This window comes from Rhodococcus sp. OAS809, assembly GCF_040546695.1.
GTDB classification, from domain to species: Bacteria; Actinomycetota; Actinomycetes; order Mycobacteriales; family Mycobacteriaceae; genus Rhodococcus_F; species Rhodococcus_F qingshengii.
The window spans coordinates 3,202,607-3,219,642 of the sequence record NZ_JBEPOI010000002.1 but is presented as its reverse complement, the minus strand read 5'-3'; the positions used below and the strand labels follow the sequence as shown (position 1 = coordinate 3,219,642).

The 17,036-nt window shown below is 62.4% G+C and carries 25 protein-coding genes; 7 read left to right on the top strand and 18 right to left on the bottom strand.

All coding sequences use genetic code 11. The annotated features are described in order from the left end of the window. From ABIE52_RS18060 to ABIE52_RS17995, 14 genes are all read right to left on the bottom strand, one after another. Entirely contained in the window at window positions 1–1,323 is a 1,323-nt protein-coding gene (locus ABIE52_RS18060; RefSeq protein WP_192711896.1) for a hypothetical protein, read from the bottom strand. 72 nt (window positions 1,324–1,395) lie between these two features. After that, window positions 1,396–1,746 carry a hypothetical protein gene (locus ABIE52_RS18055; RefSeq protein WP_192711897.1) on the bottom strand — a complete coding sequence of 117 codons (351 nt, stop codon included), beginning with the start codon at window positions 1,744–1,746 and terminating at the stop codon, window positions 1,396–1,398. Further along, a complete protein-coding gene (locus ABIE52_RS18050; protein ID WP_192711898.1) occupies window positions 1,743–2,360 on the bottom strand; it encodes a hypothetical protein in 618 nt (205 codons plus the stop codon). The genes ABIE52_RS18055 and ABIE52_RS18050 overlap by 4 nt, the downstream gene beginning before the upstream one ends. Further along, window positions 2,357–3,058: a lambda exonuclease family protein gene (locus ABIE52_RS18045; RefSeq protein WP_192711899.1), complete on the bottom strand. Its 702-nt coding sequence runs from the start codon at window positions 3,056–3,058 to the stop codon at window positions 2,357–2,359. Before ABIE52_RS18045 ends, ABIE52_RS18050 begins: the two co-directional genes overlap by 4 nt. Beyond that, window positions 3,055–3,225 carry a hypothetical protein gene (locus tag ABIE52_RS18040; RefSeq protein ID WP_192711900.1) on the bottom strand — a complete coding sequence of 57 codons (171 nt, stop codon included), beginning with the start codon at window positions 3,223–3,225 and terminating at the stop codon, window positions 3,055–3,057. Before ABIE52_RS18040 ends, ABIE52_RS18045 begins: the two co-directional genes overlap by 4 nt. A gap of 115 nt (window positions 3,226–3,340) precedes the next feature. Continuing rightward, window positions 3,341–3,529 carry a hypothetical protein gene (locus ABIE52_RS18035; RefSeq protein WP_354541510.1) on the bottom strand — a complete coding sequence of 63 codons (189 nt, stop codon included), beginning with the start codon at window positions 3,527–3,529 and terminating at the stop codon, window positions 3,341–3,343. Further along, complete coding sequence (locus ABIE52_RS18030; RefSeq protein WP_192711901.1) at window positions 3,526–3,804, bottom strand: hypothetical protein; 279 nt, start codon at window positions 3,802–3,804, stop codon at window positions 3,526–3,528. The genes ABIE52_RS18035 and ABIE52_RS18030 overlap by 4 nt, the downstream gene beginning before the upstream one ends. A gap of 1 nt (window position 3,805) precedes the next feature. Continuing rightward, on the bottom strand, window positions 3,806–4,087 hold the full coding sequence (locus ABIE52_RS18025) for a hypothetical protein (protein WP_192711902.1): 282 nt from the start codon (window positions 4,085–4,087) through the stop codon (window positions 3,806–3,808). Then, window positions 4,084–4,251 carry a hypothetical protein gene (locus ABIE52_RS18020; RefSeq protein ID WP_192711903.1) on the bottom strand — a complete coding sequence of 56 codons (168 nt, stop codon included), beginning with the start codon at window positions 4,249–4,251 and terminating at the stop codon, window positions 4,084–4,086. Before ABIE52_RS18020 ends, ABIE52_RS18025 begins: the two co-directional genes overlap by 4 nt. After that, on the bottom strand, window positions 4,248–4,601 hold the full coding sequence (locus tag ABIE52_RS18015; protein ID WP_192711904.1) for a hypothetical protein: 354 nt from the start codon (window positions 4,599–4,601) through the stop codon (window positions 4,248–4,250). The genes ABIE52_RS18020 and ABIE52_RS18015 overlap by 4 nt, the downstream gene beginning before the upstream one ends. Window positions 4,602–4,714: 113 nt before the next feature. Continuing rightward, window positions 4,715–4,930, bottom strand: coding sequence for a hypothetical protein (locus tag ABIE52_RS18010; RefSeq protein ID WP_192711905.1), 216 nt, complete (start codon window positions 4,928–4,930; stop codon window positions 4,715–4,717). Next, complete coding sequence (locus tag ABIE52_RS18005; protein ID WP_192711906.1) at window positions 4,927–5,151, bottom strand: hypothetical protein; 225 nt, start codon at window positions 5,149–5,151, stop codon at window positions 4,927–4,929. The genes ABIE52_RS18010 and ABIE52_RS18005 overlap by 4 nt, the downstream gene beginning before the upstream one ends. Continuing rightward, window positions 5,148–5,318: a hypothetical protein gene (locus ABIE52_RS18000; protein ID WP_192711907.1), complete on the bottom strand. Its 171-nt coding sequence runs from the start codon at window positions 5,316–5,318 to the stop codon at window positions 5,148–5,150. Before ABIE52_RS18000 ends, ABIE52_RS18005 begins: the two co-directional genes overlap by 4 nt. A 491-nt stretch (window positions 5,319–5,809) precedes the next feature. Next, window positions 5,810–6,013 carry a hypothetical protein gene (locus tag ABIE52_RS17995; RefSeq protein ID WP_192711908.1) on the bottom strand — a complete coding sequence of 68 codons (204 nt, stop codon included), beginning with the start codon at window positions 6,011–6,013 and terminating at the stop codon, window positions 5,810–5,812. A 124-nt stretch (window positions 6,014–6,137) separates the two neighbouring features. On the opposite strand from ABIE52_RS17995, the gene ABIE52_RS17990 reads away from it, so the two are divergent. Both ABIE52_RS17990 and ABIE52_RS17985 read left to right on the top strand, forming a co-directional pair. Then, on the top strand, window positions 6,138–6,437 hold the full coding sequence (locus ABIE52_RS17990; protein WP_192711909.1) for a helix-turn-helix domain-containing protein: 300 nt from the start codon (window positions 6,138–6,140) through the stop codon (window positions 6,435–6,437). Continuing rightward, window positions 6,430–6,990 carry a PaaI family thioesterase gene (locus ABIE52_RS17985; RefSeq protein WP_192711910.1) on the top strand — a complete coding sequence of 187 codons (561 nt, stop codon included), beginning with the start codon at window positions 6,430–6,432 and terminating at the stop codon, window positions 6,988–6,990. The genes ABIE52_RS17990 and ABIE52_RS17985 overlap by 8 nt, the downstream gene beginning before the upstream one ends. Window positions 6,991–7,013: 23 nt before the next feature. Here ABIE52_RS17985 and radA read toward each other — a convergent pair whose 3' ends face one another. Next, complete coding sequence (gene radA, locus ABIE52_RS17980; RefSeq protein WP_003945739.1) at window positions 7,014–8,447, bottom strand: DNA repair protein RadA; 1,434 nt, start codon at window positions 8,445–8,447, stop codon at window positions 7,014–7,016. Window positions 8,448–8,545: 98 nt separating this feature from the next. Then, a complete protein-coding gene (locus tag ABIE52_RS17975) occupies window positions 8,546–9,181 on the bottom strand; it encodes a copper chaperone PCu(A)C domain-containing protein (protein ID WP_007726888.1) in 636 nt (211 codons plus the stop codon). 265 nt (window positions 9,182–9,446) lie between these two features. On the opposite strand from ABIE52_RS17975, the gene carD reads away from it, so the two are divergent. The 5 genes from carD to rlmB are packed head-to-tail and all read left to right on the top strand — an operon-like array spanning window position 9,447 to window position 13,513. Further along, entirely contained in the window at window positions 9,447–9,935 is a 489-nt protein-coding gene (gene carD, locus ABIE52_RS17970) for an RNA polymerase-binding transcription factor CarD (RefSeq protein ID WP_003945666.1), read from the top strand. 22 nt (window positions 9,936–9,957) lie between these two features. Continuing rightward, on the top strand, window positions 9,958–10,656 hold the full coding sequence (gene ispD / locus ABIE52_RS17965) for a 2-C-methyl-D-erythritol 4-phosphate cytidylyltransferase (protein ID WP_039972758.1): 699 nt from the start codon (window positions 9,958–9,960) through the stop codon (window positions 10,654–10,656). Beyond that, window positions 10,657–11,133: a 2-C-methyl-D-erythritol 2,4-cyclodiphosphate synthase gene (gene ispF / locus ABIE52_RS17960; RefSeq protein ID WP_047269647.1), complete on the top strand. Its 477-nt coding sequence runs from the start codon at window positions 10,657–10,659 to the stop codon at window positions 11,131–11,133. It begins immediately after the preceding gene. Between the two features lie 11 nt (window positions 11,134–11,144). Beyond that, on the top strand, window positions 11,145–12,539 hold the full coding sequence (gene cysS, locus ABIE52_RS17955; RefSeq protein WP_192711911.1) for a cysteine--tRNA ligase: 1,395 nt from the start codon (window positions 11,145–11,147) through the stop codon (window positions 12,537–12,539). 2 nt (window positions 12,540–12,541) lie between these two features. Then, complete coding sequence (gene rlmB / locus ABIE52_RS17950) at window positions 12,542–13,513, top strand: 23S rRNA (guanosine(2251)-2'-O)-methyltransferase RlmB (RefSeq protein WP_003945749.1); 972 nt, start codon at window positions 12,542–12,544, stop codon at window positions 13,511–13,513. Window positions 13,514–13,547: 34 nt separating this feature from the next. On the opposite strand, the gene ABIE52_RS17945 is transcribed toward rlmB, so the two are convergent. Then, window positions 13,548–15,329: an ABC transporter ATP-binding protein gene (locus tag ABIE52_RS17945; RefSeq protein WP_192711912.1), complete on the bottom strand. Its 1,782-nt coding sequence runs from the start codon at window positions 15,327–15,329 to the stop codon at window positions 13,548–13,550. Then, complete coding sequence (locus ABIE52_RS17940) at window positions 15,326–16,954, bottom strand: ABC transporter transmembrane domain-containing protein (protein ID WP_007726874.1); 1,629 nt, start codon at window positions 16,952–16,954, stop codon at window positions 15,326–15,328. The genes ABIE52_RS17945 and ABIE52_RS17940 overlap by 4 nt, the downstream gene beginning before the upstream one ends. Window positions 16,955–17,036: the final 82 nt, after the last annotated feature.

Sequence of the window (17,036 nt, the reverse complement as noted above, 5' to 3'; positions counted from 1 at the left end):
TCACCCCTCCTCGGCCGCAACGAACGGGGCGAGGAGGTTGATGTCGCCACTGGTATCCGACGGAAACGGCTCATGGATCGCTGCGTCCGCATAGAAACGCACACCGCCTCGGTTGACCCAGTATGCGAGGGTTGGGTTGGGCCACCCACTGCGCCAGTACTTCACGCCTTCGGGCACTTCCTGCCATGTCTCCCACGGTCCGGTTTCGTTGGGGGCAGGGACAACCGGCGAGGGAAGAACTTCCAGCACCTCGATGTATGAGAAGCAGCTAGAGACAACGACGAACCGGTCATTTTCGGCTTCCCAGAATCCATCGTTAGACAGGATCAATGTGCCGATGTACGGATTCGAGTCAGGCCATTCGAGGGCACTTGACCATCGTGTGACGCTCGCTCGGATGCGGTCGCCAACCTCGGTGGGCAGCTCCGCTTTCGTCTCCTCCTCGGCGGGTTCGGCAGGGGTGAACGGGTAACCCCAGGCATAGTCGCCCCTACCGTGCCTGCCTTCATGTCCAAGTGGCTTGGCGCAGCGCTCCTTGAAGATGCTCATCGACTCGCACTGCTCCTCGGGTTCAGGGGAGGTGCCTGCACGAGGCAGCCAGTCAGTTGGAACGATGCGAGCGCCACGGCGACGAAAGACCAGGCCCGCTTCATTGAGGAGGCACATAGCGGATTCGGCTGCCTCTTCGGAAATTCCGGCCTTTCGCAGTGTCATGTATGCGTCAGCGCCGAGCCAACCATCGTGACCCACTTCCTCGGCAGGTTCGGCAGGGGCGGGGCGATCGTTGCCGTCGTCATCGAACGGACCAAGTTCCGTGGTGAACGGGTGGTAGTAGCTGACCCCCGCATGGTTGGTCTCGTTGACGTTGCAGATCGTGCACGGAGCCTCGGCGGGTTCGGTTGCCGGGAACAGGGCGTCGACCGCTGCGATGAGCTGGTTCACGTGATGCCGCTCGTAATTGCGGTACCCCCGCAACGTCTCCCGTGCCGCCCGCACGTCTTCCACCTGTTCGACGGCGAGTGCCATACCGCCAGCAGGGATGAGACGGCCGGCGGACTGGAGGTGAGCGAGGACTGCTCGGATTCCTTCGAGGACCGGAAGTTGGGAGGGGCGAGCATTCTTTTCGCCGCGTCGGAATGCCACACCCAGCTCGTTGAGGAAGCTGAACCGTTCGGTGTCGACGGCTTCAATCCGGTCGATATCGGCCTGGAGGGTGGCCGCAAGGTTGGCGATCATCTCGTCGGGGATGTCGATTTGAATTCCGAGGGTGTCGCCGAGCTTCTGGAAGGTTTCGCGGATGAGGTCTTCTGCTTGATTAACCACTGTGGATAACTCCTGTGCATAAGCGGGCCGCCGCCAATACGACGGCGGCCCGGGATCTACTGCGGGGTTTGGTTAGTCGCCAGCGGAGAACTGCGGGCCTTGACCGATGCCAACGACGTTCGAGGGGGATTCGCCGTCTTCAGAATCGTCGTCGGAGTCCGGTTCCTCGGGAGAGTCGAAGAGGTTGGGTTCGGGTGCAGGCTCATCGTTGATCTTCGAGTCGATGCCGAGCGAGACTTTGTCGATCTTCATTGTGGCCGTGAGCCGTTCGCCCTCGGTCTTCATATCCTGCTCTTTGGTCTCAGTGCATGTGGCGACGACGGTGAACGTGACCTTCTCGCCTCGCTCGATACCATCGAAGGCCTCGGCAGACAGGCCGGAGAACCGGACGCGACGTTCCTCGATCAGGGGTTGAGCGTTCACTGTGAATCTCCTTCTGTTGTGGCGGATTCGCCGGGTTCTTGGATCTGGGGTTTCTCGAGCTCGGCAAGGCGCGCCTTCCACAGCTCGAACAGTGGGTCGCGATGGTTGGCCAGGTCGAATGTCTTGAGCTGTGCGGCAATCGCATTGAGTTCATCGCGACTGGAAGCCTGGGAGATTCCCTCTGCGATCTCGGTGGCCTGCTCGTTGGTGATGACTGGCGGACCATCAGGCAGAGGTTTGATTGTCACCTCGCCACGTCGGCCTCTCGATACCGTGCTCTTGTGGACCATCGGCTTGCCTTCGGGCAGGTGACTCATGTGCGAGATCCGTATGCCGCCAGTCTGCTCGCGACCGAATGTGACGTTCGGGTCGCGGTATAGGGCAACCCTTTTCCCGATCCAGTTATCAGACTCATCGCCCCATGCATCGAGAATGATGCGAATCACGGTGAGCGGTGGTCGCCACACCCTGCCTTCACCTTCAGTCAGCTCGATGTCGTACTTCTGCTCAGCCTTGCCGGGTATCACCTTCGCGATGGTGAACACCTTGGCCTTGCTGCCAACGAAGTCGTCTGCGTTCCATTGATCAGAGCGCGGCTCTGCAGTGATCTTCATAGTTCGAGCTCCACTTCGGGGGTGAGGTTGATGACGGTGCGCTCGGTCATGGGGAATCCGGCGATCGACTCTTCGTAGACCCGGATCATCTCGGCCGAGTTTGCTTCGAATGCGTCGACGGCCGCGAGGATGGCATCGAACCAACGCTGATCCGGGTAGACGCGACTGATCCACATCGGCATGCCACCGCAGTAGCTGATGTAGTCGCACCACTTGCGCTCGGAAACCAAGAGACCGCACTGCATCTGGGCCATGTTCTCAATCGGCGGGTGACCAGAGAGGACGGTTTCGAGGTGCTTCTTCTGCCGGCGCGACTTGGCCTCGATCAGTCCGTCATCGCCGACCAGGCCATCGGGCGAGTATCCGATCTTGACGCCGTTGTCCTCGCGGATCATGAAGCCGGTTTCGCGGACGGATACGTTGTAGTGCTCGGCGTACTTGGCTCGAGCCTTCGGTTCGTCCTCGATGCCGCGCATCATGTCGTCGCTGACGAAGGTGGGATCGGTCCATCCGGTGATGCGCTCGGCCGTGAGAAGTCGTGTCAGTCCGCGAGACTCGTCATTGCTTGCGGGCTTGAGTGTCTTCGACGTGACGAGTTTGCCTACGACAGATGCGGTAACGATCCCGCGACGCTGGTCGTGCCACTCGTCCGTTCCCTGCTCCAGTTCCGGCAGTTCAATCAAGGTTGGTGTAGTCATTCTCTTACTCCATCTGCAGCGCCTTGGAACTCATCAGCCGAATGCAGTGCGCTGTATCTCAATTCGTTGCCTGAGAAGCAATCGATTCGGATCTTGCCGAGTTCGTTGGATATTTCGATGCGGTCACTTCCGCCGCCGAGCATGTAGACGAATGGGTGGTTTCTCATCGTTGCCACTCCGGTGCGTCGTCGCGGGGGTCGTGCTCATGAAAGGGGTCAGGATCGGCGGGTAGGCATTCCTCGGAGAATGGGTCCACGCCTAGGTCGAGATGTTGATATCCAGTCACCGCCTGCTCCTGTCGAATTCGAGGTTGTCGGGATGGGTCGAGTGGATGATTGGCGGGTCGCCGTAGTGGACGTAGACGTACGTGTCATCGCAGTGTGAGATGACGCCAGATTCCTTCTCGCGGGTCGAGGGGTTTGTGTAGACAACTCGTTTTCCGGTATTCGCCTTGGCGGCAAGGAGAGTCACAACTCCTCCAGCCCCGCGTCCGGGTCCACGAACTCGACCGTGATGACGCGGTGATACGGGATCGTCCAGTCGTTCGTGTTCGGTGACTCGCCCCTGATTTCGAGAAGACCGCGCCGGAAGTAGACGCTGGAGTCGTCGGGGTTGATCAGCAGCCGGCCGATGATCGTGGCGACAGCGCCACCGGTGCCTCGCTCGTATGTGACCTTCACTCGACGCAATGGCTTGGGGCGGTAGGACTTCTGTGGCGCGCCCGGCATGTCTTTCGGAGTGTGCATCTCAGGCCCCGTTCTTGTGGTCGGTCATGTCGTAGGCGTGGTCAACCGCAGCGCCGAACTCGGGGGCGTGTTGCTGCTGGGTGGCAACCTCATCGGCAACGAGGTGGATCATGTCGTCGTCGCCACTAGGTGTGGTGATCTCGATATATGCGGTGGCGAGGCCGAGAGCCTTTGCGTTGGCGAAGGTGTCCATCGTCGTCTGAGTCCAGGAGTTGAAACCCTCGACCTGTGGCAGGTTTTCGACGATCTCGAAGATGACACCCTCGGCGTCCAGGTTGCTCATGACTTCGGCCATCCGACGTCGAGGGTTTGACGGTGGCGAGTCTCTAGTGCGATTGCGAGTTCGACTGCAGCTTTTGCCTTCTTGTGCTGGCCGTCCTGCGCCAGGCCGATTGCCTCTTCGTCGAGGGAGAGGGCCATGTCACGAAGGGTGAAGGAATTGCTCATGCCGACACCCATGTCGCCCATATGACGAATCCGAAAAATGCTGCAAGAGAAAGGCATGTGATCCAGGTCAGGAGCGCCGATCGCATGTCGTTGGCGACTGCCTGGACTTCCTCGGTGGTGAACTCGGCAGCCTCGGGTTCAGTTTCAGGCTCGTCGTTGAAGTCGCGGCGTGCGAGTTGGCCGGCAGCGATGGCTTCCGCTTCGACGTCGATACCGTGGTTGCGCGTGTACTGCTCGGGGTCACTCTGAATCTCCATCGCGACGTGATTGCGCCAGACTTCAGCGGCGATCTCCGGCTCGCGAATCTCGGGCAGTGGAGGGAAATGAATGGGGTTTTGGACATGCGTCATCGCGGATAGTCCTGTCTTGGGGGAATGAGTGGGGGAGAAATTGAGCCGGTGGCGCCGACGTCCGGTCATCTGGGCCGGGGTAACGGTCTTACTGGGGTGACGCCACCGGGGCTTTAGGTGCAGTCGTGATGCTCGGCGAGATGCTGCGCTGCATCGATCAGCATCTTTGCCTGATCCACTTTGCAGATCGGCCGGCCGTTGGGAACCTCGGCGACGTCCATGAAGGTGGCGGCCGGGTCATCGGGATCTCCGCCGATGATGACGACTGTGGTGGCATAGCGGAGTCGATCGAGAAGCTGCTCGTGACTGACTTCCATGCGGCCGTTCATGATTCGCTCCCTGCCGCTGCCCAGATTGCGGTGTCGAGCAGTCGGTTGAAGTTCCTGCGGCGGTAGGAGTCTCGCGCGATTCGGGCTCGCGAGCGGGACAGCCAGTCGTCGGGCGAATCGGTTTTGAGGTAGAGGCTGTCGAGGCGGTTGATCTCGGCGGTGAGCTCTTTGTCGGTCTCGGAGATTTCGTTCAAGACTTTGAGGGCTTCGTCGCGGGTCATGGCCTGGCTCCGAGAATGTGGAGTTCGTCGCCGTAGGCGGTATCAGTTCCGCCGCCGACGTACTCGAAGCGAAAGTATCCGCCGTAGTTTCGATCGGACTTCATGGCAGGCTTGACGCGCTCGACGGTGGCGATGGGGATTCCTTCGTAGGCGAGGGTGGTGGTCACAATGACAGCTCCTTGCTGGACGACGTCAGGCCAGTTCCGTTTGCCGCGAATTCCGCTAGCGCGTCGCGTATTTCAGTCCGGACAATCGCCTGGATGCGGCGCTCCATGCCGACCGTCGCGGTCTCCCCGGTAAAGCGGACGTACACCCTGCCGTCTCGTGAGACGGCCTCAAAACCCTCACGGAATGCTACGAAGTACCCTCGGCGAATCGACGCCACCACTTCATTTGACTTGCGGGAAGTTGAAACATTTCCTGGCCAGAGTGCCCACCGACTCGGGTTTGAACGAAGAAACTCGGCGAACTTCGCATACTCGTCTCGCGTGTTCCCTCCGCCGTTATTGAAGGGCGGAGGATCGGCAAGTGTGAACTTGGGGGATGGGCGATCGAGACTCTTGCGGTCGGGTTTAAGTGCCGTAGACTCGTGCATCGGACTTCTTTCTGGGGGTCGGCCCGTTCGGTGTTAGAGCACCGGGCGGGCATTTTTCTGGGGCTATGCGGGAATCTTGTGGCGGGTTGGCGAGTCGGGATACCAGCCGCGGACAGATTCACGGCTGACGATTACGCCAGTGAGTTCGCGAATCTCGTCGGCGACCGATTGCCAGCTCCGTCCGGAGCGGCGAGCCGAGACGACCAATGCCCGCAGCGACTTCCCTTTGAGCTGCACCTCAATGAGGTGCTGAGTTGCTGTGGCCATGGCAGAAACCTTGCAGTGCAGGATTTGGAATGTCAACCAAGGAATTACCTGCATGTGATCGTTCGCCAGGTCAGAGTGGCAAAAATATTGCAGGGCGATCGGTTTGTGTGGCATAGTCGTTGCCATGACTACTGCAACGAATATCTCGTGGAGACCGGCTGACACTCTCGCCAACCGCTTCAAGTTGATTCGTGCGGATTTGGGCATGAGTCAGCGAGAATTTGGTGACCGTGTTGGGATTCCTGCATCGCAGGTTCAGAGCATCGAGGACGGGTCGTCGCCGCGCGGCCTCGATATCAAGGTGAAGAAGATCGCCCTAGCGCTCGGTGTGGATCGAGACTGGCTTATGTGGGGCGGATCTCTTGGCGAGGGACCGACGAACGAAGGACCAGATGGGGGCGTTACGGTCCCTAGCCATGAGTAGTACCTGGACCCTGCCTGATGACCTGACTGTCCCGGAGCCGGTCGAATTCTTTCCGGCCGCCGGCGAGAAGCTGCCTCAGCACTGGTCGAAATGCTTCGGCTGCGGCGACGACCAGCCTGCGGGAATGGCGATGAGTTTCAGGGCTGGTAACGGACTGGAAGTGACCGGTCGTCTGGAGGTCGCCAAGAAGTATCAGGGCGGTCCAGGTGTCATTCACGGCGGCATTCTGTCGACGGCATTCGACGAGGCTCAAGGTATGGCATGTATGGCTCTCGGCTCGCCGGTGGTGACCGGGCACCTCGAGATCGACTTCGCCCGGCCGATCCCGTTGGGATCGGTGCTCGAATTCCGGGCTCGCATCGACGGTGTTGTACGCCGCAAGGTCTACACCAGTGCAGAAGCGGCGATCGTCGAAGGTCCGACAGCGGATCCGGACACGGTGGTGGGAACCTCCCGCGGACTGTTTCTGACCATCACCTCGGAACACTTCGCCAAGACCAAGGAGTTCGTGGACGGCGAACCGACGTCCCCGTTCGGCACCTCGTCGGTCTGACGAGGTAGTCGGCCGAACGACGATCACTTCACCGGCGTGAGCTTGGGGCGAGACGGGGCTTGTTTGCCGCCCATCAATCCGGCGTAGGCCAGTGCCTCGGCCAGATTCGCCACTTCGTTGACGCGCATGCCGGGAATGTTCGGGCCGGAATCGACCGGCACGATGGCGCTGGTGAATCCCAGTCGGGCAGCTTCGATCAGCCGTCGGTTCACCCCGGCAACCCGTCGAACCTCCCCGGCGAGTCCGACCTCGCCGAGGATGACGAGCCCCTTGGGGACGGGTTTGGCTTTCACGGCGGAAGCGACCGCAATGGCGAGAGCCAGATCGGCACCCGGCTCGGTCATCCGCATACCGCCGACGGTCGCGGCGTAGACGTCGGCCTTCGAGATCGACACTCCGACGCGGCGTTCCAACACGGCGAGAACCATGGCCACACGGGCGGTGTCGAGCCCGCTGACGGCTCGGCGGGGTGTCGGTAGCGGCGTGGCGGCGACGAGCGCCTGAACTTCACCGAGTAGAGGTCGCTTACCGTCCATCATCACGGTGACGGCAGTGCCTTCCACAGCTTCTTCACGGTGATGCAGGAACAGGCCGGACGGATCGCTGATCTCGTTGATGCCCTGCTCGCTCAGCTCGAAGCATCCGACCTCGTCGGCCGCACCGAATCTGTTCTTGACGCCGCGGACCATGCGCAGGGTGGAGTGCTTGTCACCTTCGAAGTGCAGAACCACGTCCACGAGATGCTCGAGCGAGCGCGGACCGGCGACGGCGCCGTCCTTGGTGACGTGGCCGATCAGAAGCACCGGAATTCCACTGGCCTTGGCCAGGGAGGTCAGGGCGCTGGTGACGGCCTTGACCTGAGTCACGCCGCCGACGACCCCGTCGACGTCGGCAGCAAGCATGGTCTGCACCGAGTCGACGATGACCAGTGTCGGTTTGACCTGCTCGATGTGGCCGAGGATGGTCGCGAGATCGGATTCGGCCGCCAGATACATCCGTTCGTGGACAGAGTTGGTGCGATCTGCCCGAAGTCGAACCTGACCGGCGGACTCCTCGCCCGTGACGTACAACGCTCGATCATCCGCGCTGCGCATCGCCCAGCGGTAGACGACCTCGAGAAGTAGCGTCGATTTTCCGACGCCGGGCTCGCCCGCGAGCAGCACCACCGAACCCGGTACGACGCCACCGCCGAGGACGCGGTCCAACTCACCGATCCCCGTGGGTTTGGCCTGCGTCGAGGTGCTGTCGATCTGTGTCAGCGGCGTGGCCGGCGTCGTAGGCAGCACGGCGCTTGATCCTGCTTTGGCGAGTGAGGCGCCGGCGCGACTGGCGACGGGTGCCACTACGGCGACCTCGGTCATCGAGCCCCACGAATCGCAGTCCGGACATCTACCGACCCACTTGGGCACTACCGACTGGCATTCGGAGCAGCGGTAGTTCGATTTCACTTTGGCCACCGGGACAGACTAGAGGCGGGGTCCGACATGGACCCCGCCTCTAGTGTGATTTTGAAGTTGTTCTGCGAGGCGCATTGTGCGCCTTGATAATTCGAGGCTCAGTGCCCAGCTTCTGCAACGTCGGGCGACTTGTCCGACTCGTTGCGCTCGAGCTGCGGGCCTGCGTCGACAGGTACGTCGACGGTGACCGATCCGGCCTTCTCGAACTTGAAGGTGATCGGGACGGTCAAGCCGGGGCGAACGCCTGCCTTGATGTCCTGCAGAACGACGAGAGAGAGCGCAGCGGGTGCGTCGTCGTTCTCTTCGTTGTTCTTGATCTGGGTCTCGGCCTCGGTCGCGGCGCCTTCGCCTGCGGGCAACTGACCGGCCTGCAGCGACGTCTGCGGCTTGATCGTCAAGCCACCTACCTCTTCACCTGCGATGACGCGTGCTGCGTAATCGGTGGTGATGCTGACGAGCTTGTCCGTGGTCTCGGCGCTGTCGTTCACGACGGTGAACGCGAGCACGGCGTTGCCGCCCGGCTCGATGCTGTACTCCTCGGACGAGGGGTAAGCGATGTGCACGTTGCGCAGTGCGATCTCACCGAGGTCGGCGCTGTTGCCGTTCACGGCGGCCTGCTGGACGGCGGTCTGGCTCACCTGTCCGGAACCGCAAGCGGACAGCGCGATGGCTGCGCCTGCAGCCAGTGCAATGGCGGTAGCGACTCGACGAGTCGGCTTACGGATAGCAGTCACGATTTGTCCTCCACGGCGTCAGGTTCGCACTCCACTAGGCAGAGTAGTAGATAAGGTCCCGCGGGCTGGCCGTCGGGTCGCCACAACGGTTGTCTGCGTGGGCTTTCAGTCCGTTACGCAGGGGTGCTCCAGACCAGTTGAATGCACGTACAACAAGCCCTGTCAACCCCTACGCTCGAGCAAGGATGCCCCTGACCTGCACAGTTGATGAGTGGTCGGTTCTTTCACGTGTTAAACTAGTGGAATCGAAAGGGGCACGGGACACATGATTTTCAAGGTCGGAGACACCGTCGTATACCCCCATCACGGTGCGGCGCTGATCGAAGCTATCGAAACCCGCACCATCAAGGGTGAGCAGAAGGAGTACCTGGTTCTGAAGGTCGCTCAAGGCGATCTCACAGTACGGGTTCCTGCAGACAACGCAGAGTACGTCGGAGTTCGTGACGTGGTCGGCCAAGAGGGCCTCGACAAGGTTTTCCAGGTTCTGCGAGCACCGCACACCGAAGAGCCCACCAACTGGTCTCGTCGATACAAGGCAAATCTCGAGAAGCTTGCCTCAGGTGACGTGAACAAGGTTGCAGAAGTTGTTCGTGACCTGTGGCGTCGTGAGCAGGACCGCGGACTGTCCGCTGGTGAGAAGCGCATGCTCGCCAAGGCTCGTCAGATTCTCGTCGGAGAGCTCGCGCTCGCCGAGGGCACTGACACCGAGAAGGCAGAGACCATTCTCGACGAGGTCCTCGCGGCCGCGTCCTGACTGCAACACAACAAAGCTGACAGTGGCAGTAGTAGCCCTGGTACCTGCCGCAGGTCGGGGAGTGCGATTGGGCGAGAAATTGCCCAAGGCATTTGTCGAACTCGGTGGGTGCACCATGCTTGCACGCGCGGTCGATGGACTCCGGAAATCCGGAGCGATCGACCGCGTTGTTGTCATTGTGCCGCCTGAACTGGTCGAATCCGTCGTAGCCGACCTCGGTCGTGCAGCGGACGTCGACGTCGTCGGCGGTGGTGCCGAAAGAACCGATTCGGTTCGAGCCGGCCTCAGCGCTGCCGGCGACGCAGATTTTGTACTCGTGCACGATGCCGCACGGGCATTGACACCGCCGGCGTTGATCGCGCGCGTCGTCGGAACTCTCCGAGCCGGCAGCTCCGCTGTCATCCCGGTACTTCCGGTTACCGACACGATCAAGTCGGTCGACGTACTCGGCGCAGTCACCGGTACGCCTCTGCGTTCGGAGTTGCGTGCGGTTCAAACTCCCCAAGGATTCTCCACCGACGTCCTGCGCAGTGCGTACGACGCCGGTGACGTCGCCGCGACCGACGACGCCGCTCTGGTCGAGCGTCTCGGTGTTTCGGTGCAGACGATTCCCGGCGACGCTCTCGCCTTCAAGATCACCACTCCGCTCGACCTGGTCCTTGCACGGGCGCTCCTGAGCTCGGAGACAGCGTTGAGTGCGGATTCACAGGACGGAAATTAGATGCGCGTCGGTCTCGGCACGGATGTTCATCCCATCGAGGTCGGTCGTCCTTGCTGGATGGCCGGGTTGCTGTTCGAGGAAGCAGACGGGTGCTCGGGCCATTCGGACGGCGATGTCGCCGTCCACGCGCTGTGTGACGCGTTGCTCTCTGCGGCGGGCCTCGGTGACCTCGGTTCGGTTTTCGGCACCGGCAGGCCCGAATGGGACGGCGTGAGCGGCGCTCGAATGCTTGCCGAGGTTCGCCGACTGCTCGAAGAGAACCAGTTCGCCGTCGGCAACGCCGCGGTGCAGGTCATCGGCAACCGTCCGAAGATCGGGCCACGTCGCGACGAGGCACAGAAGGTGCTCTCGGACATTCTCGGCGCGCCTGTTTCGGTGTCCGCGACCACCACGGACGGCCTCGGCTTGACCGGTCGCGGCGAGGGGATCGCCGCGATGGCCACCGCGTTGGTCATGACAACCGAACACGACAGGTAAGATCGCTGGTCGTGACCCTGCGCCTATACGACACCGGTACGCGGGCCCTTCGGGATTTTGTTCCGTTGGCCCCCGGACATGCATCGGTGTACCTGTGTGGGGCGACAGTTCAGGGCGATCCTCACATCGGACACGTTCGTAGCGGCGTCGCTTTCGACGTGCTGCGACGCTGGCTGTTGGCGCACGGCAACGACGTTGCCTTCGTGCGCAACGTGACGGACATCGACGACAAGATTCTCAACAAGGCCGCCGGCGCCGGTCGACCTTGGTGGGAGTGGGCGGCGACGTTCGAGCGGTCGTTCACGTGGGCCTACGACCAACTGGGTGTGCTGCCGCCGTCCATCGAGCCGCGGGCCACCGGTCACGTGACGCAGATGGTCGAGATGATGGAACGCCTGATCGAGAACGGCCACGCGTACGCGGCGGGCGGCGACGTCTACTTCGACGTGCAGAGCTACCCCGAGTACGGCGCACTGTCCGGCCACAAACTCGACGACGTTCATCAGGGCGAGAGTGCGGCCGAGGGCAAGCGCGATCCTCGCGACTTCACCCTCTGGAAGGCCGTCAAGCCCGGTGAGCCCTCGTGGCCGACACCGTGGGGACCCGGCCGTCCGGGCTGGCACCTCGAGTGCTCGGCCATGGCGGAGTTCTATCTCGGGGCGGCATTCGACATCCATTGTGGTGGACGCGATCTCGTCTTTCCGCACCACGAGAACGAAATTGCGCAGGCCAAGTGCGCCGGCGACGATTTCGCTCAGTACTGGTTGCACAACGGCTGGGTCACGATGAGTGGCGAGAAGATGTCCAAGTCGTTGGGCAATGTTCTCTCGGTGCCGAACGTGCTCAAGAAGGTTCGTCCGCAAGAACTTCGGTACTACCTCGGTAGTGCGCACTACCGTTCCAATCTCGAGTACTCGGACGAGGCGTTGGACGAAAGTGCGAAGTCCTACCAGGGGCTCGAGTCGTTCGTCCTGCGCACACACAAGCGTGCGGGCGGCGTCGCACTCGGTACGTGGACCGAAGGTTTCGCGGCGGCTCTCGACAACGACTTGTCGGTGCCGATCGCGTTGGCCGAGATTCACGGCAAGGCGAGCGAGGGTAATTCCGCGCTCGCTGCCGGTGATCTCGACGCGGCTCGGGTGGCTGCCGGCCAGGTGCGGGCCATGCTCGCGATCCTGGGCGTCGACCCACTCGACGAGCATTGGACGCAGTCCGGTGGCGACACCGAGACGGCAATGGAAGCTTTGGACGTGTTGGTGCGGGCCGATCTCGATCGTCGGCAGCAGGCACGTACGGAAAAGAACTGGGCGGTGGCGGACGAGGTCCGCGATCGCCTCATCAAGGCGGGTATCGAAGTAACCGATACTCCCGACGGACCCGAATGGTCCCTTAAGGCAGGGCAGTAACAATGGCTGGAAACTCGAGCAGGCGCGGCGCAGTCCGTAAGGGCGGCACCAAGAAGGGCCAGGTTGCCGGTTCCGGCGGTAAGCACCGTCGCGGTCTCGAAGGGCGTGGCGCTACGCCGCCCGCCGAGGCACGCACCAAGCATCCCGCGGCAAAGCGTGCAGCGCGCGCCGCACGTGCCGACGAGAAGCAGGGCCGCGGTGGCCGTCCGGGTCCGGGCCGCAAGGTTCTCGACGGTCCCGAGACAGTGCTCGGACGCAACCCGGTGGTCGAGTGCCTACGCGCCGGCGTTCCGGCGACTGCACTGTGGGTCGCCGTCGGCACCGAGAGCGACGATCGACTGAAGGAATCCGTTCAGCTCGCTGCGGATGCCGGCATCTCGATCCTCGAGGTCCCCCGCACCGATCTGGATCGCCTCAGCGCCAACGGTCTTCACCAGGGCATCGCCCTGCAGGTTCCGCCGTACCGCTACGCGCACCCGGACGATCTTCTCTCGGAGGCGCGCAAGCATGCCGAGCCGCCGCTGCTCGTCGCGCTGGACAACATCACCGATCCCCGCAACCTGGGTGCCGTCGTGCGCTCGGTCGCAGCTTTCGGTGGACACGGCGTCGTGATTCCGGAGCGTCGTAGCGCGAGCGTGAGTGCTGTCGCTTGGCGTACCAGCGCCGGCGCTGCCGCTCGTTTGCCGATTGCTCGGGCAACCAACCTCACCCGCACGCTCAAGGACTGGGCATCGAAGGGTGTTCAGGTCGTCGGTCTCGACGCCGAGGGCGACACCACTCTCGACGATTTCGACGGCAGCGGTCCCGTTGTGATCGTGGTCGGTTCCGAGGGCAAGGGCCTTTCGCGCCTCGTCCGCGAGAACTGCGACGCGATCCTGTCGATTCCGATGGCAGGTCCGGTCGAGTCGCTCAACGCCTCGGTTGCCGCCGGAGTCGTCCTGGCGGACATCGCCCGCAGGCGTCGTAGCAGCTGAGTTGTAACGGCTTTCGGGTGAGTCTGGCGGGGTTCTAGCTCCGCACCGACCAGGCTTCCCACAGTGCAGCGTAGGAACCGTCCGCGCCGATCAGTTCGTCATGTGTCCCGCTCTCGACTACGCGGCCACCGCTCATGACGAGTATGCGATCGGCGCGGACTGCTTGGCTCAGCCGGTGTGCGATCACCACGGCGGTCCTGCCGGCGACTGCGAGCTCGGCTGCCTGATCGAGTAGACCGGCTGCGGTGGTTCCGGCTTCGGCAGTCGCCTCGTCGAGGATGACGACGGGAGGATCGAGCAGAGCCAGTCGGACGAGGGCTATGTGCTGTGCCTGCGCCGCCGTCAACTGGTACCCACCGGCCCCGACCCTGGTCTCGAGTCCGTCCGGAAGCTCATGAATCCATTGAGCTTTCATCGTGTCGACGGCTTCGGCGATCTTCGCATCGTCCGAATCTGGTGCACACAACCGGAGATCGTCGGCGATCGTCCCGACGAACACGTGAACTTCCTGGCTGACGAGGACGACTTCGTGCCGAAGTTCGGCATCACTCAGGTCGTCAATCAGTGTGCCGTCGACGGTGATTCGCCCGTCCCCGACGGGAATGATGCCGGCAATCAGTTTGGCGAGCGTGGTCTTTCCGGCGCCGCTGCTTCCGACGACGGCGATTCGTTCTCCCGGTGCGATCGAGATCGAGATCGAATCGATCACCGGGGTGGAGTTGTCGTACGAGTAGGAAACCCGGTCCACCTCGACGCCGATGGGTTCGGACCGAGCCGAGGCAGGAATGCTCGTGGGCCGCCCGGGCATCGCGGTGACTCCGATCAGGCGAGCCAGGCTGGCACCCGCATCCTGCAATTCGTCGATGTTCGAGAGAAATACCGCGATGGGGCTGAACAGACTGTGGAAGTAGAGGGCGGCGGCGGTAGCGGCCCCGATGGACACCGAGCCTGTGGTCACGAGCCAGTAGCCGACGCTCAGGACGGCGGCCAGTCCGAGCAGTTCGGCGCCGTTGAGTTGGGCGAAGAAGTTGGTGCGCAGGCGAACTGCCTGCATGTCGAAGCTGATGGCATGCTCGGAGGTCTCGGCGATTCGGCCGATGTGCTCGTCTGTTCGCCGCAGGGCAGTGACAGTGCCTGCGCCTCCCAGAGTTTCGATGAGCTGTTGTCCCCGCCTGGCCTGCGCAGCGCGAGAGCGTCGGTAGACGGGTCCGGAGCGTCGGAGGAAATGACGAAGAGCGAAATAGTGAATCGGCGCAACGGCAACGATTGCCACGGTGAAGCGCCAATCGATCACTCCCACACCGACAAGCGTCAGTGAAATCATGAAAAGGGCAGACACGGTGGCGGGTAGTACTCGCGCGATGACGGTGTTTACCGCTTCGACGTCGCCCGAGACCCGGGAAATCAGATCACCGGTTCCGGCATCCTCGACCAGTGACGACGGCTGCGCGAGGGTGGCGGCGAACACGTCCTCACGAAGATCGGCCAGCACGTTCTGCGCGACATTCGCCAGAAGCTGTGTGCTCCACCAGGTCAGCGCAACCCCTGCTGCCGCTGCGCCGAGCATGAACGCGGTGATACGCAGGAGTGAGGCAAACGGTCTGCCCTCCGTGACCGCATCGACCATGAGTCCGAGCAGTGCCGGGGTGGACAGGCCGCAGGCCGTAGCAGAGAGAAGCACGACGGTCGTGAGTGCGAGCGCTCGCTTGCGTGGCCGAAGCAGTGCGATCAATGCGCGGACGGTCTGCTTGGTCGACGCGATCGGCAGGGCAGATACAACCGGAACAGCAGATGCATCCGGAAGGGTATCGGTCACAGCGACTCTCCCTCCCGAACGCCGTGGTCGATCGTGACGACACGGTCACACGAATGGAGCAGGGTCGGGCTCGAGGTGATCACCAGAATGGCCTTGTCGGGGAAGTTTCTCAGCGAGTGTGCAATTCGATGCTCGGTGACAGAGTCCACGGAAGTGGTGGGTTCGTGGAGGACCAGGATCGGCTGGGGTTGATGGAGAGCGCGGGCGAGGAGAAGGCGTTGGCGTTGACCTCCGGAGAGTTTCTTTCCTTGCTCGCCTACCTCGGAGAGGTGGCCGTCGGGCAGATGCGTCAACACGTCGTCGAGCGCAGATGACGTCATTGCCGACGAGTCGACGTTCGGTGCAGCCAGATTGTCGAAGACGGTGCCGGTGAACACGGTTCCTTCATGGGCGGAGACGAACACCTGATCACGAACTCCGTCCGGGCCGAGGTCGGTTGCATCGGTGCCGAATACGAAGTAAGAGTCGGGGGCGAGCGGGGTCTGATAGGCGAGTTGTCGTGCCAGTCGGTCGGCGGAATCGTCAGCGCGCACACCCACCACTTCTCCGCGGCGAGCTGAGACGACGGTTCCGTTGTCCGCCGAAATCAATAGGGCGTCTTCAGTTCTGGCAGGTTCGGTCGCGGCCGTGGGGGCCAGCGATTCGATCAGGTGTGGCTCGGCCAACAGTTCGGACAGTCTGCGCGCGGAACCTCGCTTGGCAGCGAGTTCGGCACCGAAGAACCCCAGCGTTTCCATCGGACCGGCAATCACTCTGCTCAAGCCGACAACGGTGACGAAGTTGCCCACGGTGATCGTGCCTTGATGCGCCATCCACGCGGCTCCAAGCGCAACCGAAGCCAGCACCAACGCGGAGACCCCGGAATTGAGCGCGGTCAGGCTGGACATTGCTCTGACCGTCCGGATCGCTGCCTTCATCGACTCCCGGCTCGCGTTGACGTATCGCGACAGGGCGGTGGGTTCAGCCCCGAAACCCTTCAGTACCCGCAGTCCCAGCGTGAAATCCGTTGCAAGCATGCCTGCCTCGGCTGCCTTCTTCTGCTCTGCATACACGCGCTCGTCCAACGGACCGCTGATCTTGTGGATGAATATGAGCTGCGCAGCGGTGATGAGTACGACGATCAGTGCGAGCGGCCACGAGACGAAGGCAAGCGAAATCACTGCCGCGGCGAGCCCCGCAAATGCCGAGCCCTGTTCGGCGACAACCCAGGAGAAGCCCGAGACGTGTGAGGCATCCGAGGTAGAGATGGTGAGAACTTCACCGGTCGAACGCTGAGCTTTCATCCCCCTGGCATCGAGTACTCGTCTGGCAGCATTCAGTCGTAGGTCGTGTTCGCCGTAGACGAAGACCTGCGTGTTCAGGCGAACTGCGATGCGCCACGACAGAGCGAGTCCCACGAACAGAGCACACAGCACCGCAAGCCACACGAGAAGTGCTGTGCTGTCGGACTTTCCGATTGCCCGGTCGACGACGGTGCCGATCAGCACCGGGATGAGGGCTTGAGCTACCTGATACGACGCCTGCCCGGTGACGGCTGCAACCAGTCGCGGGCCGCGTCCGGAGGAGAATGATCCGACTCGGATCATCTCCATCGGACCGGAACGAGTTTCGGGCAGCGCTGACACTCGTGAAACTCCTCGCCCAGATCTGAACACTCGTTGTGCAGTTCTACGGTAGAGCCGGTGCGAGTGCGGAAAGTGCTCGCAG